Here is a 21,607-nt window from a genome sequence, read left to right as displayed (position 1 = left end):
ATTATTTTTCAAATAACACAACCGTTTCTATATGTGCGGTGTGCGGAAATTGATCTACTAAGCTCATCTTTTTAATGGTATACCCTGATGCCATTAATTGCTCGGTATCTCTAGCCTGAGTAGCAGGATTACAAGATACATAAACCAAACGTTCTGCATTGAGGTTTATTATCTTTTTTAAGGTTTTTGGAGCAATACCAGCACGGGCAGGATCTAAAATAATAGTTCTAATCTTATTGGTGTATTCAGGGTGCTCGGTTAAGAATTTACCAACATCGGCAGCATAAAACTTAAGGCCTTCTATACCGTTACGTTTGGCATTTTCTTCAGCATCTTTAATGGCCGCAGCAACAATATCTACCCCTACAATTTTTGTGTTTTCAGCTTTATTCGCAATAATTTGACCTATGGTTCCTGTACCACAGAATAAATCTAACACCACAGTATTATCTACAGCATCTTTATTTTCTAGCGCGTAATCTACAACTTTAGTATAGAGTTTTTCGGCACATTTTGGATTGGTCTGAAAAAAGCTCTTCATGCTTATTTCAAAATTCAGATCTAATAACTCTTCAACAATTTTATCATCGCCGTAGACTAAGGAAATACTTCCTGTAGTGGCAATAGTTCTATCGCCAGTTTCATCATTTATGGTGTGTAATAATCCTGCAACACGATCGCCAAATAATTCAACCAAAAACTTAGCAAATTCATTTAAATCAAACTTTGGAAGGTCGTAAGAAGTCGTTACTAAGTTAAATAACAACTGATTGGTCTTATACGATTTTCTAACTACAAAATACCTAAAGAACCCTTCTCGCTTTGGTGGGTGCCAAGGCGCTAAGTTGGTGTTAACACAATAGGCTTTAATCTCCTTTAAACGGTTTTCAAATTCGGCATCAAATAAACCTGAATCTTTTTTAAGATCGTCACCACACCACCAAGTACCACGTTTTTTAAAGCCTAAGGTAAACTCATCAACATCAGTTTTAAGATCGTGATCATAACCTATGGCAGAAAAACCATATTCCATTTTATTTCGGTAATGAAAGGTATTTGGAGAAGTTACAAATTCGTCAAATTTGTCTTCTATATCGGCAACTTTACCAATTCTTTTAAAAAGCTCTAAGGTACTTTGCTTCTTGTATTGGTGTTGTTTTTCAATGGGTAACTGAATATAAGGTGCACCAGGAATACTTTGGTAAGGCATATCAACTTCATCATCAGAAGCTTTTAAGACTTCAAAAAGTTTCCCTTCGGCATATTTTTTACTCGTTTTTTTAATCTGAGTTTTAACTAATTGTCCCGGTAATGTATTAGGAACAAAGACCACAAATTCGCCGTGTTCATTTCTAATACGTCCTATACCTTTACCTCCAAAGGCATAATCTTCTATTAAGATTTCAATTATTTCTCCGCGTCTAACAAATTTGTTTCGTTCTCTTTTTGGCATTGTGTGTCTATAAAATTGACTGCAAAGATAGGTGCAATTTTACAAATGGCATAACGTTAATTGCGTCATAAGCTAGTAGCAATTCTCTAATATTTTTGTAATTTGCAACTCTCTAGGGATGATTTCTTTCCCACGCTGAATTTTCGGACACTTCGAAAGGATAAAGGTAGATAAGGAATGGTTATTTTAGATATCCATTTTTGATGTGGATATTAACGTTTAAACTTTTTAAAATGGCTGTTTTAGAGCAATTAAATTCGCAACAAGCGATAGATTTAGAAAACAAGTATGGTGCACACAATTACCATCCGTTACCTGTAGTATTAAGCAGGGGAGAAGGTGTGTATGTTTGGGATGTAGAAGGTAAAAAGTATTACGATTTTCTTTCGGCCTATTCTGCAGTAAACCAAGGGCATTGTCATCCAAAAATTGTAGGAGCAATGACCGAGCAGGCAAAAACCTTAACGCTTACCTCAAGAGCCTTCTATAATGATATGTTAGGGAAGTATGAAAAATATGCTTCGGAAACATTTAATTTCGATAAGCTTTTACCAATGAATACAGGAGCAGAAGCTGTTGAAACGGCTTTAAAAATCTGTAGAAAGTGGGCTTATGAAGTGAAAGGAATAGATGAAAATGATGCAGAGATTATTGTTTGTGAGAACAATTTCCACGGAAGAACCACTACAATCATTTCCTTTAGTAATGATCCTGTAGCGCGTAAAAATTTTGGACCTTATACCAATGGTTTTATTAAAATTGAATACGATAATTTAGAAGCTTTAGAAGCAACTCTTAAAGATAATGCTAATATCGCAGGGTTTTTAGTAGAACCTATTCAAGGGGAAGCTGGTGTTTATGTACCTTCTGAAGGTTATTTAGCGAAAGCCAAAGCCTTATGTGAAAAACATAATGTATTATTTATTGCAGACGAAGTACAAACAGGGATTGCAAGAACGGGGAAAATGTTAGCTGTTGATCATGAAAATGTAAAACCTGATGTTTTAATTTTAGGTAAAGCCTTAAGTGGTGGCGCTTATCCGGTTTCGGCAGTATTAGCTGATGATGCTGTAATGAATGTGATTAAGCCAGGAAATCATGGAAGTACGTTTGGAGGAAACCCAATTGCTGCGGCAGTAGCTATTGCGGCTTTAGACGTTGTTAAAGAAGAAAAATTAGCCGAAAACGCTGAAACTTTAGGACAGTTATTTAGAAGTGAACTTTCTAAGTTTATTGAAAACAGTTCTATTGTAAATTCAGTAAGAGGAAAAGGATTATTAAATGCTATTTTAATCAATGATTCTGAAGACAGCGATACCGCTTGGAATATTTGTTTGAAATTAAGAGATAATGGTTTATTGGCAAAACCAACACATGGTAACATTATTCGTTTTGCACCACCATTAGTGATGACAGAAGCGCAATTGTTAGACTGTGTGTCTATTATAACGAAAACCTTAAAAGAATTTGAAGCCTAATCTAGCGCTTGAAGTTTAGTTATAAAAAAAGCGATTTTCTGAATTGAAAATCGCTTTTTTTTATAGTAAAGAACTTATAAGTTTTAAGGTTGTGGACCAAAAATCTCTTGCATTCTTTCTTCCATTAATTCAGGGTTTTGCATCGCTTCTATACCTATAGCGGTGTACATCCAAATGATTAATACGACCATTACTATACTAAGAACTACACCAATAATCCCCATAATTTTACCAGCTTTTACATTTCCGTAACCTGTATAGCTTTCGGGAGCTTCCATAAAAAGTTTGCTTGCTTTGCCTGCGAGTATAATAGCGACGATACCAAAGACTAGTCCCGGTAAACCGTAGCAACAACAGCCTATTATTGATAAAATTCCCATGATGAGAATTAAAGTTCCATTAGGGATTGGTTGTTTTTCCATAATTAATTTGATTTTTAGTTGATTAAAAAAGTTTTGATTATAAAGCTTGTAACAATAATACTAATATTTAATATAAAAAGGCCTAAAATGATACGATGTCCATTGGCATACTGAAATTTAAGGTGTAACACCAAATAAGCAAACATTATAATTAAGGTGTATATGGCAGGATACATATAGAAGGCTCCAACAAAATCACCCTGTAACAAGAGATTAAGTGCACGTTGGGTGCCACACCCCATACAGTCTACATTAAAGGTTTGCTTCCATAAGCAGGGTAACATATAGTCTTCAAGTCCTGTTGTAAGTAATAACATACGGCTAAAATAATTAATTTGTCTTAGACATTGCAGTCCAATTCAATATAAAAATAACACCAAGCAGTATTAGGCTTTCTCTAGACGTCTTGATTTCTTTTATAAAATAACAGCAATTAATGCTTCTAAATCTTACTTTTGCACCGTAATACAATACTTATATATGAATATCTCAAGAGTCATAAATACCATTTCTATTATTGTTGGTGGTGTTTTAGCATTATACGCACAAAGTCAGGCCGATTCTAACCCTTACGTTTTAATAGGTGGGGTCTCTTTATTAATGTTTGGAATTTATAGAACTTCTAGAAATATTCCGAGTAAATACGATAAGCCAGAAGAATCGTTTGTAAAAACAGAAAAGGACCATGAAGTTTAAAAAAGGAGATCAGGTTGAAACTATAGACGATGCTATAACGGGTGTTGTTACTAAGGTTTCAGATGAAGTAGTGACCCTAGAGGATGCGCAAGGATTTGAGTTTCAGTTTGAAGCCCGAGAATTGATGCTTGTCGCTTCTGGGCATTCATTGGAACGCTCCATTTATAATACCGATTTTGAAGCTGTTAAAAGAGAGAAAGCCTCTAAAAAGCGAAAATCGGCGCCTACTGTGAAGCCTAAGGAACGAAATGCTCCAAAATTTGAGGTGGATCTCCATATTCACCATCTCACGAAATCGTATAAGCATATGACAAGTTTTGATATGCTTAACCTTCAGTTAGATACGGCCAGAGGACAATTAGAATTTGCCATGCGTAAACGCATACCAAAAATTGTATTTATCCATGGTGTAGGAGAGGGCGTTCTACGTCAAGAATTAGAAACCCTTTTCAGCCGTTATAATAATGTTACTTTTTATGATGCCGATTATAAAACTTATGGGCTAGGAGCTACGGAAGTACGTATTCTTCAGAATGTAGCGCCTTAATTGTCGTAATCATCAGGATTAAAATCTTCAATTTCTGTTGTTAAGGTTCCTAAATTAATTTCAGTAGATCTAAAAATGGTTAAATCTGTATCCGTGACTACAAAAGAGGTTTCAACGGTTCTTGTGTAAGAATTTGTATACGCATCGTAATCGTCAAAAGTATAAGCTGTAGCTTCTTCACTATTAAGGTAAAGTTCAACCAATATGCCGTTAACAGAGATGCGGTCGTCACCAGGTCCATTTTCACCATTAGCATCTTCTAATCGAGTTAAAACACCATCACCATCATCATCATTATCTAAATAATCAGGAATATCATCACTGTTTGTTGGATGATCTGCATCAGTATTTAAAGGGTTAGTTAAAGGGTTATCATCGTCATCGGCATTATCGTCGTCCAATTCGTTAGCTGTTAGTATATTATCACCATCATCATCAATATCTAAATAGTTTGGGATACCATCACCATCCGTGTCTAAAGAATCCCAGTAAATACCATCTTCATCAGGTAAACCAGCAATGCCTTCGTATTCGTTAGGAACGCCATCGTTATCATCATCTTCAATGGTAGAAGTCACGTATATTGTCCCAGAACCCGCTTCGTAATCTTCTTGAACAGAAAGACCTGAAGGCGATACTACCGCACAGACGTCATCAGAGGTTAAGGCTCTATTATAGGTTCTGTATATAAATCTAGTGGTACTCGCATCAATAGTTAAAGTTTCTGGAGATCCTTCAGTTGTAGCATGAGTAAAGAAGGCATCGTTAATATCTTCGCCTTTTTCAAAAATTAAAATCAGTGCTTCATTAGGATCTTCACGGGTGTCATAGACCAAATGATACTCTTCAAAGTTGTCGCAATAGGCGAGTTCTTCGTCAAAATCTAAATCTATAGTTAAGATATCGCCATCATCACAGGCGGTCAATAAGGTAAGACAAAAGAAAAGTAATAATGGGCGTATCATAGATTCTATTTTCAACAAAAATAATGGATTTGTAAAATTATAACGTTGGATTAACTAAATAATTTTATTTACAATATTTTTGCGTCATGAATTCAGTATATCTCGATAACGCAGCCACAACGGCATTACGACCAGAAGTGGTGAAACGAATGACGCAAGTACTAAATGAAACCTATGGTAATGCGTCGTCTAGTCATAGTTTTGGACGTTCTTCTAAAGTGCTTTTAGAACAATGTAGAAAGGATATTGCCCGTTATTTTAAGGTTTCGGCCTCAGAAATAGTGTTTACCTCAGGGGGTACCGAAGCTGATAATTTAGCACTAAGAAGTGCGGTAAGAGATCTTGGAATAAAGGAAATTATTACCTCAAGAATTGAACATCATGCCGTTTTACATACTGTAGAGCAATTGGAAAAAGAATACCAAATAACGCTAAAGTATGTGGATTTAGATGAGTGTGGTAGGGTTAATTATACCCATCTCGAAGAATTACTACAAGCCGCAGACCAACCTTTGGTAAGTTTAATGCACGTTAATAATGAAATTGGAAATATTTTAGAACTTAAACGAGTGGCGGAACTCTGTAAAAGCTATAAGGCCTTATTTCATTCTGATATGGTACAATCCGTAGGACATTACCAAATCGATTTAGAAGCGATTTCTGTTGATTTTATGGCGGCGAGTGCGCATAAGTTTCACGGTCCTAAAGGTGTTGGCTTCTGTTTTATTCGAAAAGAATCAGGATTAAAGCCTTTAATTTTTGGAGGTGAACAAGAACGTGGATATAGAGCAGGAACCGAAGCTATACATAATATTGTAGGTATGGCTGAAGCGCTTAAATTGGCCTATGATAATCTTGAAGTTGAAAAACAATACATTTTAGAGCTTAAGAGCTATTTTGTTGAAGCATTAAAAAAAGAGCTACCTAAAACAAGTTTTAACGGACGTTGTGAATCCCAGGAAGACAGCACGTTTACCTTACTTAATGTGTGTTTACCTATTGCACCTGAGAAAGCTTCAATGTTGCAGTTTCAGCTAGATTTAAAAGGCATTGCCTGTTCTAGAGGAAGTGCTTGCCAAAGTGGAAGTAACCAACAGTCTCATGTATTAACAGCTATTTTAGATGCTGAACAATTAAAACAACCTTCCGTACGATTTTCATTCAGTATTTTTAATACCAAGGACGATGTAGATTATGTTATCGATGTACTTAAAGCCTTTACAACCGCTTAATGCTCAATGATGATTTTCTGTGTTTTTAAAGCGTTCTGCGTACGGGTGCTAATATGTACCACATAGACACCGTTACTTAAATGAGATGTCGGTATATTGTATTGCGTATGCGTAGTGGTGTAGGTTTGTTTTACCACTTGTTTTCCTAAAACATCATAAAGACTGATGGCTTGGATATCTAAGCCCGTGGGATTCTCTACCAATACTTCTTGTGTTTTATTTAATTGCTTAATGCTTAAGTTTTCGAGATTTAAATGATTGATGTCTAAAGTGTTTTCTGTCTCAAAAACGATTTCAAAACGGTCGGTGTAGAAGCCGGGTGCGATATCTAATTCGTAATCATTAGCGCTAAGGTCGGTATACGTGTTCGTGGCGGTATCATGTAGGTAAATGCTCTGTGACTCTTCAAAATTCTGAATGTCGAAAATTCTAAAACGCAAAGGTTGTTGGGCATCAATAGTTAAAGTTATGGGAATACTCAGTTCCGTTTCAAAAGGATAGGCTTGTGCTAAATAGATGGCATCATCCAATGAAAAATAGGCGTCGTTAACATTTGAAGAACTGCCTTTTAACTCTAAACCATAATCAAATCCTTCTGTGGCGGTATCGTGAAAATTCAGCAGCAATTGCTTGGTAAAAAAGGTGCCGTTTACCGCGAAATCTACATTAATTCTGAAGCGTTTAAAATCACTTGGAACAATAGGGAGTCCATTAGCTTGGTATTGAATACCTCCATTGTCTTGAGTTTCATTATCATTTTGATTTCTAAAAAAATAACTATTTCCATCTGAAACTTTAGCAAAGGCACGATGTTCATTTTTTGTATATACCATTGCTGGTGCAGAAATGGTTCCCGCAGCGCCTTCTATCATAAAACCTTGCCCTATCGGAATATAACGTCGTGCCGATTTTACCCCATCTTGAGGTGTAGTGAGGGGATACGTATTGTCTTGCTCATCATACGTCATAAATTCAGCTGGGGAATCTGTGATTACAGTACCTGTGGCATCAATGGTGAAAGCATAATACCCTCCTCTATAGTCTTGTAATATGTGCGAATTAACAGAGCCGTCTTGTTCCCAATATAGTAAGGTTCCTGTTATAGCGGCTTGATTGTCTGGATCATGAATAAATGCTGCAGCGTCTAAAGCACTCGGGTAGGGGTTACCTATTAAAGTATTTAGTCCATTGACAACGTTATTGGTAATTGTACCATTATTGGGTTTGCCTCTAAAATCGTAAAGCTGACTGCCTGTGTCATTGGTTCCATTTCCTTTCATTGTAAATCCTAATCCAGGTAGAATAGCTCCAGAACTACCCACATAAACCCAATCGGCATAGTTTGTAGAGGTTTGGAAAGTCCATAACCAACGTTCAGAAATTGTAAGCGGACTAGAACTTCCGTCGTAACTGCTAGTGAATAAGGCATCCGTGCTAGAGGTTAAGCCTAAAGGATCATTAGCGGTTGGTATGCCTGTAGCCTCATCGATTAAGTTAACATAGGCGGCTTCATTACCAAAGGCGGCCGAATTATTGCCCACCGGTGAGCACCAATAATTATAACTCCACTGGTTAGCGGTCCCTGTTTGATAGACACTTAATTGGCCTACACCAGAATTACCGGTAAGGCCATCACCCTGTAGAAGTTGGGCTTCGTCTCTTAGATATATTTTAGAATCGGTATCATTAATATTAACGTCGTCGGTAACGTAGAGGTATTGATTTTTTACAAAGATATAAGCGTTATTCTGAACGCTAAGTTGAGCAAAAGATAGGCTACAACTTAATAGCAGAAATGAAAAGAGGGATAGTTTCATAATTCTTAATTTTTATCACTAAAGTCTAATAAGTTGACTTAAAACACCTTAGTGTATCAAATATAAGAAAATTAAACACGTGTTAGTTGCTGAATTCTTTCAAAACCTTACTCTTTTCTTGCCCTTAATATTTTGAGGCTTAGAATCGTGCGGACATTCTTAGGTTAAACACACGTGGTGTTAAATAATTAGGAATGGCATATTGAGCTTTAGAGTACACGTCTCTCACCCAAGTGTTGGTAATGGAGTTTTGGTTGTTAAACATGTTGTAAATTTCAAAACCAATTGAGAGTTCTTTAAAGGCTGTTTTCCATTGCGCGTTGTATGTTTTTTCCGGATTTACTAGCTGATAAGAAATCCCTAAATCTGCACGGCGGTAATCTCGTAATCGCAATTGGTAGTCGTAAGGATCGGCATAACTTGGAGAACCTCCAGGGACTCCGGTGTTATAAACCAAGTTAAGGTACATTTTAAGATCGGGCATATTAGGAACATAATCCTGAAATAATGCACCAAATTTTAAGCGTTGATCTGTAGGTCTTGCAATATAACCACGATCGTCTATGTTTTCTTCGGTCTTTAAATAACCAAAACTAAACCAGGATTCGGTTCCTGGTACAAATTCTCCATTTATTCTTAAATCTAAACCGTAGGCATAAGCAACAGCATTATTACTTGCGCTGTAACGTATTCTAACATTTTCTAGAGTATAAGGGTTAACATCGGTCATGCCTTTATAGTAAGCTTCGGTAACCAACTTAAAAGGGCGTTCCCAAATTTCAAAACTGTATTCATTACCTAAAACGACATGGAAAGATTTTTGTGCTTTTACATTGGGTTGAATGGTTCCTGAAGAATCCCTCAATTCTCTATAAAAAGGCGGTTGGTAGTAAAGTCCGGCAGCAACTCTAAACAGCATGTCCTTATCCCAATTAGGTTTGATGGCAAATTGCCCCCTTGGACTAATAACCGTCTGAGAATCGCCTGTGCTAAACGTATCACCGCTTACCACCCAACTATGCGATCTTACACCGGCATTGTAAAAAACCTCATGGCCATTCCACTCCGTCTGCTTACTGTATTGTAAAAAGGCTTGAAACCTGTTAATTTGAACGCGGTTGGTTGCTCTGATATTCTGATAGGCGGTTAAAGGTCCTGAAAACGCCTCATAAGGTTGTGGGTTGTTCCCGCTAACTAAAGGCGGTCTAATGGAAAAACCGGCAGAATCTATCACTTCATATTCTACCAAACGGTCTCTAATATCTTCATGCGTGTATTTCGCAGACCATTCTAAAGTACTTTCATCATCAATTTTATAATCTCCACGATGTTCTACATTAATAATAAAAGCATCCAAATCGTTACGGGCATGGGTTAATTGAGATCCAATACCTTCGCTAAATTCAACTTCTCCTAAATTTTCGTCTCCAATACTGGTATTAACTTCACCTAATCGGTATTGTGCTAAGATGTCAAAATACTCTTGCTCTGTAGTTTGGTAGGCTGAAGCTAAAAGTTTTAGCGTCACTTGATCATTTAGAAAATAATTGGCTTTAAAGGCTCCGAAATAGGTTTGATATTGGTCTTTTTCTTGACCGTCATAAAACACTAAAAGTGCAACAGGATCATCTATGGTTCCGAAATTGGTTTGTCTATTTTCAGGTTGAAAATTGTATTTGTTAGATGAAATTGTTCCTAAGAAATTAAGGTGGAATTTACTAGAAAACCTATAAGTCAGAAAGGTTTGCGCATCTGCAAACACAGGTTCTACATTGCCTTCGGTTTCAAGACTATTTAAAAGTAAACTGTTATCGCGGTAACGCACGCCGGCAATACCCGAGAATTTTCCATCTTTAGAAACGGTTTCTGCAGCAAGGCTACCACCGAGGAGGCTTAAATCGGCTCTAATTCCGAAATCTACAGGGTTTCGGTAAGTAATGTCTAAAACTGAAGATAGCTTATCGCCATATCGGGCTTGAAAACCACCCGCAGAAAAATCTACATTTTGAACTAAATCGGTATTAACAAAACTTAAACCTTCTTGGTTTCCTGAGCGGATTAAAAAAGGACGGTAAACTTCAATATCATTAACATAGACTAAGTTTTCATCAAAATTTCCCCCTCTAACAGAGTATTGCGTACTTAATTCATTAGAAATATTAACGCCGGGTAATGTTTTTAAAATATTCTCTACGCCAGGTTGTGCACCTTTTATCGTTCTTATCATTTGTGGTGAAATAGAGGTAACCCCATCTACAGATTGCCGCGTATTGGTGTTAATAACTACCGTGGCAATTTGCTCAACATCCATAAGCATTACCGGATTGTATTCTATTTCTTGACCGTTCTTTAAAAGAAATTTCTGTTCTACACGCTCGTGAGAAACATGACTAAAAATCACCGTTACCTCTATGCCATATGGAATTCTAAGCTCGTAAAAACCATTACTATTGGTGGCGGTTCCTTCACCTGTATTGGTGGTAATATTGACGCCTTCAATAGGTTGGTGGGCTTCATTGAGAATTACACCTCTAACGATTGCAGATTGCGAAAAAGACAAAAGACTAAAAATTAAGCCAATGAGGACGGTAAGATATGAGCGTTTCAAATATGATGTTTTTAGTGTGGTTAGGAAGCCAAGGTCATAATAAATTTAAGATAACACCAGTAATAGGCGTTAAAAGCATAAAAGTCTAACAGGTATTTATCTGGGTTCTAATTTACTACTTTCTAAAAAATGTTGCTTCAAATGTAGAACTATTTCCTACATTATCGGTGACAATTATTTTTAATTCGTTTTTAGTGTCTTTCACCACGTTATCATTAAAATCATGAACCAATGAATTGGTTTTATAATCGTATTCCATTAAAATCCACTTTCCGTTTACCGTAGCTCTGTACTTGCTGATGCCTGTTAATTTATCTTCAATCTTTAATTTTAGAAAGCGGTAGTTGCTAATCCATTTCTTATTGGTGAAGTTTACCGGAGTAATCACAGGCGGTTCGGTATCCATAGCTAGGGCATAAGTTCCTAAAGCTTTTGTCTTGGCAGTTAAACTATTGCCTTTACGAGAGGTGGAAACGTAATAAGGTTTTTTATAGTTTCCATAAAAACGCGCTATGTACAACTTGTCTTGGTCCTCCGCTTTATAATTACTTAGGTCGTAATTAATATAGAAGTTCTGTTGCATCGGTAGTTTATCTTCCCCTAAAAATAGGGTGTCTGAATTCACTTTAAAATCAATATAAGCATCATCATATAAGGTGTTTTTATAAAAGTCTACCGTAAAATTTCCAGAAGTCAATGTGCTGTTTTTGTTGCTGTACACTAAAGATTGTTTAGAACGATCAATAAGAGTATTGTCTTTTTTTAGAGGCTCATATTTACCATCAATAGGGATAACCACCCAAGATTCATTTCCGTGATAATCTCTAACTCTTACTTTATAAACAGAGGCCGTGCTATCTTCAACACGTACATAGCCTTGATCATAAGCATCTTTATATAGACTAAGCGGATTGTTGGGTTCAATAAATAACTTTTGAATTTTAGTACGGTGTTTAATGTAATACTCATAATCCACAAGGCGTCTTATGTGTTTGGTTTCATCAAAACTAAAACGCTTAAAATCGATTTCTAAACTTTTATTCCCATTAAAAAAAGTTTGAATATTGCTTACCCCATTATTGTTTGGGGCTAAGTCTTGTTGGTCATTGGCGGTAATTCCGAAACCGATATTACCATAAGCGGTAATTTTTTCTACAGCGTAATCACCAGTACTTTTAGGAATAAGCCTTAATGGAACACGTTCGTTTTTTCCGTTAATGGTAGCATTTTCGTCTTTCGGATAAGCAAATACACCTTTAACGTAAGGGCGTTTAGAATCTTTAACCTCCATACCAAAAAGCAAAGGGTTTATGGGGCGCTCAAGATTATCTCTTATTTCAAAATGTAAGTGCGGCCCGCCAGAACCACCAGTATTACCAGAATAGCCAATAACTTCATCGGGAGCAATTAGGAGTTCTTTTGAATGCGGAAAGACCTCTACTTCAAAACGCTCTTTATCATACTGGCATTGCTTAATGTAATCTTCTAAGCGTTTAGAAAATTTTTTAAGATGCCCATAAACGGTGGTATAGCCATTAGGGTGGGTCACATAAAGCGCCTTACCATAACCATAGTGCGAAATTTTAATTCTACTAATATAACCTTCAGCAGCAGCATAAACTTTTAAGCCTTCACGTTGTTGCGTTTTAATATCTAAGCCACCATGAAAATGGGTAGATCGTAATTCTGCAAAGGTTCCTGATAAGACTAATGGAATGTCTAAAGGATGTCTAAAATAATCTTGCGGATATTCTGATTCTTCACCTGTAGCGGTGTGAGGTTGCCCATAAAGGGAACAAGAAATAAGAACGAGAATTAAAAATTGTTTCATATATATAGCTATAATAGCGAAAATATTAATTTGCTTACAGTTTCCAAACTGTTCAAGGGTATAAATTTAGTAATGTCTTATTTTAACAGAACTTATGTGCTTTTGAAATAAATGTAAGACGCAAGGCTAAATTTTGGGTCTGATTTTTGAGAATAAAAATTTATTGAGCCCTTAACTATTGGGAATCTTGAGGGTTAGCTCTTAATGAAGCAGATGCTAAGGAAATTTTAGAAGGATAAGCTTAAAAAATCGGTGGCTTTAATAAAAAATAATTGTAAAAGAATTGTGATTATTCAATAGGTATGTTAACTTTGTTTTAATAGTATTGAATTGCTTTTATGAGTAAAATAGAAGACATTGTTGATGCACTAGAAAATAAAATCAGTAAGATTTTACACAAGCAAACCGTTTTAAAACAAACCAATGCTAAGCTAGAAAGTCAATTAGAACAGCAACAACAAAAGCTTTTAGAACAGCAAGAAGAAATTTCTGCATGGGTAGAAAAATATGATACCCTCAAAATGGCAAATTCAATGCTTGGTAGTGACGAAAATAAACGAGAAACAAAACTCAAAATAAATGCACTTATTAGAGATATAGACCATTGTATAGGACAACTCTCAGAATAATATTGTAAATTTAGATTATAATGCCTGAACAATTAAAAATTAAACTTTCTATAGCCAATAGAGTTTATCCGTTGACGATAAACCCTAGTCAGGAGGAAGGTTTACGCAAAGCCACAAAGAATATTGAGGCGATGATTGGGCAATTTGAGCAGAATTACTCTGTAAGAGACAAGCAAGATGTTTTAGCCATGTGTGCTTTACAATTTGCGGCTCAAGTAGAGCAAAAGTCAATAGATAAAGAGTATGTTAATGAAGAAGTACAGGAAAAGCTAGAAGCTTTAAATGAACTTTTAAGTCAACATGTTTAACTCGTACGTTCTTTAAAATAAATAAAAGGTTACTGCCTACATTAGTTATATTTTTTGATAAACTCAACGATCAATTCTTTAAAAAGGGTGAGTTTAAGTTGTAAAATCGTGCTGTTAGTGCTGAACTTGCTTCAGTAGCTTAGACAGATTTTTGATCAGCTTGTTAGCCCTAAACTTGTTTTTAAGGAGTTTATACAAAACCGATACTAGTGTAGGCTTTTTTATACACTAAAACTAAATTATAAAGATGGATAATTACGCAATAATGTTTATTGTAGGAGGAATACTAGGAGGAATAATAATAGGATATTTAATCGCTAAAGCTTTAGAAAAAGGGAAAGCGTCTAAGTTGATTGCTAGCGCAGAAATCGAAGCACAATCAATTTTAAAACAAGCCAAATCTGATGGTGATTCCTTAAAAAAGGATAAAATACTGCAGGCCAAAGAGAAGTTTATTGAGTTAAAATCAGAACATGAAAAAGTGATTTTTTCTCGCGATAAAAAAATGGCTGAAACTGAAAAACGCATTAGAGATAAAGAATCTCAACTTTCTAGCGAGTTAAGTAAAGCCAAAAAATCAAATCAATCTTTAGAGAGTAAAATAAAAGATTACGATTTTAGATTGGAGTTTTTAGACAAGAAGCAAGAAGAAATTGAAAAAGCGCATAAAAACCAAATAAAGCAATTAGAAGTTATTTCATCGTTATCTGCAGAAGAGGCGAAGTCGCAATTGGTAGAATCTTTAAAAGAGGAAGCAAAAACAGATGCCATGGCCTTTATTCAAGACCATGTTGAAGAAGCTAAATTAACCGCGCAACAAGAAGCTAAGAAAATTATTATAAACACTATTCAGCGTATTGGTACAGAAGAAGCTGTAGATAACTGTGTTTCTGTATTTAATATTGAATCTGATGACGTTAAAGGTCGTATTATTGGACGTGAAGGTCGAAATATTAGAGCCATTGAAGCTGCAACAGGTGTAGAGATTATTGTTGATGATACTCCTGAAGCTATTATTTTATCCTGTTTCGATTCTGTAAGACGAGAAATTGCACGTCTATCTTTACACAAATTAGTGACCGATGGTAGAATACACCCGGCACGAATTGAAGAGGTGGTAAGAAAGACAGAAAAGCAGATTGAACAAGAGATTATTGAAGTTGGAAAACGTACGGTTATCGATTTAGGAATTCATGGATTACACCCAGAATTGATTAAAATGGTAGGACGTATGAAATACCGTTCGTCTTACGGTCAAAACTTATTACAACACTCACGTGAGGTTGCTAAACTTTGTGGGGTGATGGCTGCGGAATTAGGATTAAATCCGAAATTAGCAAAACGTGCTGGTTTACTACACGATATTGGAAAAGTACCGTCATCAGAAACCGATGTAGAAACACCTCACGCTATTTTAGGTATGCAATGGGCTGAGAAACACGGAGAAAAACCAGAGGTTTGTAATGCTATTGGAGCACACCACGACGAAATTGAAATGACGACGTTGTTATCGCCAATTATTCAGGTTTGTGATGCGATTTCAGGAGCAAGACCAGGAGCAAGACGTCAGGTTTTAGATTCTTATATCCAACGATTAAAAGATTTAGAAGATGTGGCCTTCGGATTTACAGGGGTAAAGAAAGCTTATGCCATCCAAGCTGGTAGAGAATTACGTGTTATTGTAGAGAGTGAAAAAGTATCAGATGATAAGGCTGCAAGTTTATCGTTTGAAATCTCTCAGAAAATACAAACGGATATGACTTATCCAGGACAAGTAAAAGTTACTGTGATAAGAGAAACAAGAGCGGTAAATATTGCAAAATAAAAACGCTTCACATTATATAAACTTAAAACGCACTCTAATTTAGAGTGCGTTTTGCTTTTTAAAGCTTAGTGAAAAAGCGGTGCCATGATTAAGGTTGCTTTCCACTTGAATCTCACCATTTAATGCCTCCACTTGAGTTTTAGTAATAAAGAGACCAATGCCTCTAGAGTCTTTACGTTTGGTGCCATGAAAGGTTTTGTAAATTTCAAAAACCTGATCTTTAAATTTATTCAGATCAATACCAATTCCGTTATCTGAAATTAAAATCCTAACATGGCTTTCGGTTTCCATAGATGCTATAGTAACTTCAGACGGTTTGTTAGGGTCTGAATATTTAATGGCGTTAGAGATTAAATTGTATAAAATACTTTCTAAATAGGCTTTATTGGTCATTAAAACGTCCTCTTTTCTAACGTCGTTGTGTATACGCACCTCGTTTTTTTCACTTTCTAAGGAAAGACTGTTTATAATCGTAGACGTAAAAGGGTAGAGTTCTACGCGCTCATTAAGTTCGCTAATATTGGATTTAGATTTAATGCTTACAATATCATCGAGATCTTTAATGGTCGTGGATAAGGATTTAGAAATAGTCTGTAAGTGGCCCATCAAGGTGCCTTTTTCAGTTTCGCTAGTGGCTTCATTATAGAATTCTAAGATATTTTTAAAATTTCCAATGTGTGTTCTTAGATTATGAGACACAATGTGCGTAAAACTGTATAGACGCTTGTTTTGGTTGGTGATAACGTCTAATTTCTTTTTTAAGAGGTCTTCACTTTGTTTGCTTTTAGAAATATCGGTGTGCGTTCCAATAATCCGTGTGGCTTTTTGGTTGGCATCGCGTTCTACAACTTTCGCCTTGTCTAAAATCCATTTGTATTGCCCATTTCTACATTTTACACGGTATTCATGTTCGTAAAGTAAATTAAGACCTTCTAAGAACTGTTTAAAGCTTTCAAAATACGCTTCGCGATCTTCGGGGTGTACTTGCTCATTCCAAAATTGCACATTATTTAGGGAGTGATCGTCAGGATAGCCTAATATATGTTTAGATTCTTTAGAAAAATGAACCTCATTTTTATAGACTTGCCAATCCCAAAAACCGACTTGAGATAATTCTAGAGCGTGCTTATATTTATTAGCTTCAAAAGTTGCAGCTTTAGAATTAAAGGTGTTATAAGCTATTGATTTAATGTTTTTTAGCGTTAGGGCAATAAAATTCATTCTAGTGGGCTTTATTTTGAGACACTTTTCTTTCCAGAAGGTCACAATATTAAACTCAGTTTAACAGCTTTAACAGAATTGCGTTTAGCTTTCCTTTTATTGAATTTACGGCACTTTTTTCTTTATTTGGGAGTCTTTAATTTCTAGGGTGAAACTGCTCTAAGATATCGCTGAGGTGCGTTCGGTTAACATGCATATAAATTTCTGTTGTTGTAATGCTTTCATGACCTAACATCATTTGTATAGCTCTTAAATCCGCTCCATTTTCTAAAAGATGTGTAGCAAATGAGTGTCTAAAGGTGTGTGGAGAGACGTTTTTCTCTATTCCAGCGGTCTTTACGAGTTTTTTTATGATGGTAAAAACCATAGCTCTTGTGAGTTGGCGTCCTTTGTAATTCAAAAAGAGTATGTCTTTAGAGTCGGCCTCGATAGCAATATGAGCTCTTATAGCCATCCAAATAGAAATGAATTTTTGGGTCGACTTTCCAATCGGAACAAAACGTTCTTTATTTCCTTTTCCGTTCACTTTAATAAAGCCTTCTTCAAAATAAAGATCTGAAATTTTTAAAGCAATTAACTCACTTACACGTAACCCACAACTGTATAAGGTCTCGAGCATGGCTCTATTGCGTTCGCCTAGGTTAATACCACTATAAGTGTAGGTTAAATCTATCGCATTAATAAGCTTATCAATGTCTTCAATAGACAAAGTGTCGGGTAGTTTACGGCCAATTCTCGGGGTTTCAATAAGATCTAAAGGATTGGTTGTTCTGTAATCTTCAAAAATGAGATAGTCAAAAAAATTACGAAGTCCTGATACTAAACGAGCTTGAGACCTGGGATTTATTGATTTTGAAACCGAATAAATAAAAGACTTCACCACCGTTGTATCTATTGTTAGGGGTGTTACCTTTAGGTCTTCAGTAGCCAAATAGGTCTTCAGTTTTTTTATATCGTAACTGTAATTCTCAATAGAGTTTTTAGATAAACCACGTTCAATTTGAAGATAATGTTTGTAGTCTGCGAGTGCCTGATCCCATTTCATAGTTAAAAATAAGTATTTAAAAGTTTATAGAATCTAATATCTCATGGATATTTCTTTTGTGGGCGTGGAAAAGGATTAAAATGAAAACCGAAGGGAAGGCTACGTTTTTTTATGCTGTAATTTTAATATCTTTACTTTATGAAAAAGTTGATTATAATAAATGGGCCTAATCTTAACTTATTAGGAAAGCGCGAAACAAATATCTACGGTAGTTTAACCTTCACCGAGTTTTACGAAGCTGTTGTGAAAAAATATCCTGATGTCGATTTAACCTATTATCAGTCAAATATAGAAGGAGAACTCATTGATAAAATTCAGGAAGTTGGCTTTAGTTATGATGGTATTATTCTTAATGCGGCCGCTTACACACATACTTCAGTGGGTATTGGTGATGCGGTTAAGGCTGTTACTACACCGGTTGTAGAAGTGCATATTTCTAATACGTTTTCTAGAGAAGAATTTAGGCATCAATCGTATATCTCACCAAATGCTAAAGGTGTTATTTTAGGTTTTGGTCTACAAAGTTATGAATTGGCTATTGAGAGTTTTATCAGTGCCTCTTAAAATTTTTCAGAAATAACATTGAATAACGGGTTATTGGGATTGAAGTCGTTTGTGAATGCCACGGCTTTTGTACGGAATTAATACAATCCGGAATAGGGATGCGTTCCACATTGATGACGTGTAGTAAGCGGCAATCAATAGGAAAGCATACCTTTTTTTTGTTGTTTTAATGCCAATTTAGCCTTCAGGCGTTTTAATGTTATAAAATCCATTTAGATTTTACTTCGGAATAACGCCGCTGACATCTCATAAGTCTTGTACGGATAATATGAGGTATGCTTCACTTAGCGCTGTAATGTTTTATAGCTCTTCAATAAAATAATTTACAGGCAACCTTAACTTCAAGGGACAACGTCTTCCAAAAATTAAATTTGATAAATCTTCTGTTTTAGGGCAAGCTCACTAAAAATTCCACTTTTTGACGATGCGCTATAAATTTCAAAAGAGGTGCTTTAATGGCATACGAGTTAATGATTTCTCGATTTGAGCAGGTCTTAAAATAAAACTTTTCCGATTGATTTATGCGCTTGATTAACAACTTGTTAAACTGCTGTTAAGCCCTATGGGTAGGTGGTTTTAGGCTTATAGCTTTGTGGTATTAACCCAAATTAAAACAATGATTAAGATGAAAAAATTAATTGCATTTACAGGCGTATTTTTAATAGCATTAACTTCAATTAATGCACAGTCAGACTCAAAAATGGTAGAACTAGGAGCTAAGGGAGGGGTTAACTTTTCTAAGCTGAGTGGTGACGATTTTGATGATGTCGATTCAAGAACAAGTTTTAATGCCGGATTGGTCGCGGAATTTCCAATTTCAGAACGTCTTTCTTTTCAACCCGAGGTGTTTTACTCTGGGCAAGGGTTTGATATTGCTGAAAGAGATCAGGATAATGTTTTTGATACCGATGAAAATATCGAATATCAATTAGATTACATCCAAGTGCCATTATTACTTAAAGTGTATTTAGTGAAAGGACTAAGTGTTGAAGCAGGACCTCAATTCGGATTTAAAATTCATGAAGAGTTTGATTCGCAACCTAACGATGATGGTGGTGATATTGAAATTGATAACGATGACTCTTATGTAAAGGATTTTGATACGAGTGTGGCCTTAGGAACATCGTACAAGTTTGATAACGGTTTCTTTTTAAGTGCACGTTATAATATTGGTGTGACCAGTATATTTAAAGATGATACTGTATTTGACGGTGTAGATGGTAAAAATGATGTATGGCAGTTTGGTTTAGGATTTATGTTTTAATCCTAAGCGCTAATAAAGATAAAAAAAGCCTCAGACTAATCTGAGGCTTTTTTCTTTCTATGCAACCTTAATATTATACGTCTAAACGTGTCGTCTAATTTGCTTAAGGTTGCAATAAAAAAAAGGTGATTTGAATACTTTCAAATCACCTTTTTAATTATAAGGATACGGTCTTCTTATAAATGAATAACTTCATCGTATGCTGCAGCAACAGCTTCCATTACCGCTTCACTCATGGTTGGGTGAGGGTGAACAGCTTTTAAGACTTCATGACCTGTAGTTTCTAATTTACGGCCTAAAACAGCTTCAGCAATCATATCGGTTACACCGGCACCAATCATATGGCAACCTAACCATTCGCCATACTTAGCGTCAAAAATTACTTTTACAAAACCTTCTTTATTTCCACCGGCACTAGCTTTACCAGAAGCAGAGAATGGGAATTTACCAATCTTCACGTCTAAACCTTGTTCTTTAGCTTGAGCTTCAGTTAAACCAACACTGGCAATTTCAGGAGAACAATAGGTACATCCTGGAATGTTACCGTAGTCTAAAGCTTCAACATGTTGTCCTGCTATTTTTTCTACACAAAGAATTCCTTCAGCAGAAGCTACGTGAGCTAAAGCTTGACCTGGAGTTACATCTCCAATTGCGTAATAACCAGGAATGTTAGTTTGGTAGAAATCATTAACTAAGATTTTATCTCTATCAACAGCGATACCTACATCTTCTAAACCGATGTTTTCAATGTTCGATTTAATTCCAACTGCAGAAAGTACAACATCCGCTTCTAAAACTTCTTCTCCTTTTTTAGTCTTTACAGTTGCTTTAACACCACTTCCAGAAGTATCTACAGACGTTACTTCAGCAGAAGTCATAATTTTGATACCCGATTTCTTAAAGCTACGTTCTAATTGTTTAGATACCTCATCATCTTCAACAGGTACAATTTTATCTAAATACTCTACAATGGTAACTTCAGTTCCTATAGAGTTGTAGAAGTAAGCAAACTCTACACCAATAGCTCCAGAACCTACAACAATCATTTTCTTAGGTTGCTCTTCTAAAGTCATGGCTTGTCTGTAACCAATCACTTTTTTACCATCTTGTGGTAGGCTAGGAAGTTCACGAGAACGTGCTCCTGTAGCGATAATAATATGGTCGGCAGAATATTCTTTGCCATCCACATCAATTTTCTTTCCAGTTTTTAAGGTTCCATAACCTTCAATAACGTCAATTTTGTTCTTTTTCATTAAGAACTTAACGCCATTACTCATTCCATCAGCAACACCACGACTACGTTTAACAATGGCATCAAAATCGTGTTCTGCATCGTTAACTTTTAATCCGTAATCTCCAGCATGTTTTAAATATTCGAAGACTTGAGCCGATTTTAAAAGGGCTTTTGTAGGAATACAACCCCAATTTAAACACACACCACCAAGACTTTCTTTTTCTACTACCGCAGTTTTAAATCCTAATTGTGATGCTCTAATTGCAGTTACGTAGCCACCAGGACCACTTCCTAATACTATAATATCGTATTTACTCATGGGTAAGTTTTTTTTATTGAATTTTTGTATTTACAAAAGTAACAAATTCCAAAAAGAAAATCCCAACATCAGAAGCCTTTAAATTGCATTAAAATACGAGACCAAGCTATTTAGACCCGTTTTGCTTAAAACGAATGTTTTACGGGAGA

Annotated in this window: 19 protein-coding genes and 1 other RNA gene; 10 read left to right on the top strand and 10 right to left on the bottom strand. The window is 35.7% G+C overall.

Annotated features, from left to right (window positions below; genetic code table 11):
* Nucleotide 1 precedes the first annotated feature (1 nt).
* On the bottom strand, nt 2-1,453 hold the full coding sequence (gene rlmD, locus ACFQ13_RS05365) for a 23S rRNA (uracil(1939)-C(5))-methyltransferase RlmD (RefSeq protein ID WP_386114885.1): 1,452 nt from the start codon (nt 1,451-1,453) through the stop codon (nt 2-4).
* Nucleotides 1,454-1,686: 233 nt separating this feature from the next.
* Here rlmD and rocD point away from each other — a divergent pair, with 233 nt between their 5' ends.
* Nucleotides 1,687-2,931, top strand: a complete 1,245-nt coding sequence (rocD, locus tag ACFQ13_RS05360) for an ornithine--oxo-acid transaminase (protein WP_386114883.1) — start codon at nt 1,687-1,689, stop codon at nt 2,929-2,931.
* An 83-nt stretch (nt 2,932-3,014) separates the two neighbouring features.
* Here the strand turns inward: rocD and ACFQ13_RS05355 are convergent, their stop codons facing one another.
* Together ACFQ13_RS05355 and ACFQ13_RS05350 are read right to left on the bottom strand one after the other, a co-directional pair.
* Nucleotides 3,015-3,353, bottom strand: a complete 339-nt coding sequence (locus ACFQ13_RS05355) for a CCC motif membrane protein (RefSeq protein ID WP_386114881.1) — start codon at nt 3,351-3,353, stop codon at nt 3,015-3,017.
* Between the two features lie 14 nt (nt 3,354-3,367).
* Nucleotides 3,368-3,670, bottom strand: coding sequence for a DUF2752 domain-containing protein (locus ACFQ13_RS05350; protein ID WP_386114879.1), 303 nt, complete (start codon nt 3,668-3,670; stop codon nt 3,368-3,370).
* A 163-nt stretch (nt 3,671-3,833) separates the two neighbouring features.
* On the opposite strand from ACFQ13_RS05350, the gene ACFQ13_RS05345 reads away from it, so the two are divergent.
* Both ACFQ13_RS05345 and ACFQ13_RS05340 read left to right on the top strand, forming a co-directional pair.
* Nucleotides 3,834-4,049: a hypothetical protein gene (locus ACFQ13_RS05345; protein ID WP_386114877.1), complete on the top strand. Its 216-nt coding sequence runs from the start codon at nt 3,834-3,836 to the stop codon at nt 4,047-4,049.
* Entirely contained in the window at nt 4,039-4,596 is a 558-nt protein-coding gene (locus ACFQ13_RS05340; protein WP_386114875.1) for a Smr/MutS family protein, read from the top strand. Before ACFQ13_RS05345 ends, ACFQ13_RS05340 begins: the two co-directional genes overlap by 11 nt.
* On the opposite strand, the gene ACFQ13_RS05335 is transcribed toward ACFQ13_RS05340, so the two are convergent.
* Nucleotides 4,593-5,561 (bottom strand): hypothetical protein, encoded by a 969-nt coding sequence (locus ACFQ13_RS05335; RefSeq protein ID WP_386114873.1) that lies wholly within the window; start codon nt 5,559-5,561, stop codon nt 4,593-4,595. The genes ACFQ13_RS05340 and ACFQ13_RS05335 overlap by 4 nt on opposite strands.
* An 86-nt stretch (nt 5,562-5,647) precedes the next feature.
* Between ACFQ13_RS05335 and ACFQ13_RS05330 the strand changes: the two genes are divergently transcribed.
* Nucleotides 5,648-6,793, top strand: coding sequence for a cysteine desulfurase family protein (locus ACFQ13_RS05330; protein WP_386114871.1), 1,146 nt, complete (start codon nt 5,648-5,650; stop codon nt 6,791-6,793).
* On the opposite strand, the gene ACFQ13_RS05325 is transcribed toward ACFQ13_RS05330, so the two are convergent.
* The 3 genes from ACFQ13_RS05325 to ACFQ13_RS05315 all read right to left on the bottom strand — a co-directional run bounded on the left by ACFQ13_RS05325 (nt 6,790) and on the right by ACFQ13_RS05315 (nt 13,049).
* On the bottom strand, nt 6,790-8,610 hold the full coding sequence (locus tag ACFQ13_RS05325) for a T9SS type A sorting domain-containing protein (protein WP_386114869.1): 1,821 nt from the start codon (nt 8,608-8,610) through the stop codon (nt 6,790-6,792). The genes ACFQ13_RS05330 and ACFQ13_RS05325 overlap by 4 nt on opposite strands.
* Before the next feature lie 139 nt (nt 8,611-8,749).
* Nucleotides 8,750-11,218 (bottom strand): TonB-dependent receptor, encoded by a 2,469-nt coding sequence (locus ACFQ13_RS05320; RefSeq protein ID WP_386114867.1) that lies wholly within the window; start codon nt 11,216-11,218, stop codon nt 8,750-8,752.
* Nucleotides 11,219-11,333: 115 nt separating this feature from the next.
* Complete coding sequence (locus tag ACFQ13_RS05315) at nt 11,334-13,049, bottom strand: M23 family metallopeptidase (RefSeq protein WP_386114865.1); 1,716 nt, start codon at nt 13,047-13,049, stop codon at nt 11,334-11,336.
* Nucleotides 13,050-13,387: 338 nt separating this feature from the next.
* Here ACFQ13_RS05315 and ACFQ13_RS05310 point away from each other — a divergent pair, with 338 nt between their 5' ends.
* The 4 genes from ACFQ13_RS05310 (at nt 13,388) to rny (ending at nt 15,811) form a co-directional block, all read left to right on the top strand.
* The gene (locus tag ACFQ13_RS05310; RefSeq protein WP_386114862.1) at nt 13,388-13,678 is read left to right on the top strand and encodes a hypothetical protein; all 291 of its coding nucleotides are present in this window, start codon (nt 13,388-13,390) and stop codon (nt 13,676-13,678) included.
* A gap of 20 nt (nt 13,679-13,698) precedes the next feature.
* Nucleotides 13,699-13,986: a cell division protein ZapA gene (locus ACFQ13_RS05305; RefSeq protein WP_386114860.1), complete on the top strand. Its 288-nt coding sequence runs from the start codon at nt 13,699-13,701 to the stop codon at nt 13,984-13,986.
* Nucleotides 13,987-14,047: 61 nt separating this feature from the next.
* A non-coding RNA gene (gene ssrS / locus ACFQ13_RS05300) (6S RNA) lies at nt 14,048-14,178 on the top strand.
* 55 nt (nt 14,179-14,233) lie between these two features.
* On the top strand, nt 14,234-15,811 hold the full coding sequence (gene rny / locus ACFQ13_RS05295) for a ribonuclease Y (RefSeq protein WP_114309357.1): 1,578 nt from the start codon (nt 14,234-14,236) through the stop codon (nt 15,809-15,811).
* A gap of 39 nt (nt 15,812-15,850) precedes the next feature.
* Here rny and ACFQ13_RS05290 read toward each other — a convergent pair whose 3' ends face one another.
* Together ACFQ13_RS05290 and xerD are read right to left on the bottom strand one after the other, a co-directional pair.
* Nucleotides 15,851-17,032: a sensor histidine kinase gene (locus ACFQ13_RS05290; protein WP_386114858.1), complete on the bottom strand. Its 1,182-nt coding sequence runs from the start codon at nt 17,030-17,032 to the stop codon at nt 15,851-15,853.
* Between the two features lie 136 nt (nt 17,033-17,168).
* Nucleotides 17,169-18,077, bottom strand: coding sequence for a site-specific tyrosine recombinase XerD (gene xerD, locus ACFQ13_RS05285; RefSeq protein ID WP_386114857.1), 909 nt, complete (start codon nt 18,075-18,077; stop codon nt 17,169-17,171).
* Nucleotides 18,078-18,215: 138 nt separating this feature from the next.
* Between xerD and aroQ the strand changes: the two genes are divergently transcribed.
* Together aroQ and ACFQ13_RS05275 are read left to right on the top strand one after the other, a co-directional pair.
* A complete protein-coding gene (gene aroQ, locus ACFQ13_RS05280) occupies nt 18,216-18,641 on the top strand; it encodes a type II 3-dehydroquinate dehydratase (protein ID WP_386114855.1) in 426 nt (141 codons plus the stop codon).
* Between the two features lie 625 nt (nt 18,642-19,266).
* Nucleotides 19,267-19,905, top strand: coding sequence for a porin family protein (locus tag ACFQ13_RS05275; protein WP_386114852.1), 639 nt, complete (start codon nt 19,267-19,269; stop codon nt 19,903-19,905).
* A 176-nt stretch (nt 19,906-20,081) separates the two neighbouring features.
* Here ACFQ13_RS05275 and lpdA read toward each other — a convergent pair whose 3' ends face one another.
* Nucleotides 20,082-21,458, bottom strand: coding sequence for a dihydrolipoyl dehydrogenase (gene lpdA, locus ACFQ13_RS05270; RefSeq protein ID WP_114309371.1), 1,377 nt, complete (start codon nt 21,456-21,458; stop codon nt 20,082-20,084).
* Nucleotides 21,459-21,607 lie beyond the last annotated feature (149 nt).

The organism is Winogradskyella rapida, assembly GCF_042675845.1.
GTDB classification, from domain to species: domain Bacteria; phylum Bacteroidota; class Bacteroidia; order Flavobacteriales; family Flavobacteriaceae; genus Winogradskyella; species Winogradskyella rapida.
The sequence above is the reverse complement of the archived record's forward strand: the minus strand, read 5'-3'. Positions and strand labels throughout refer to the sequence as shown.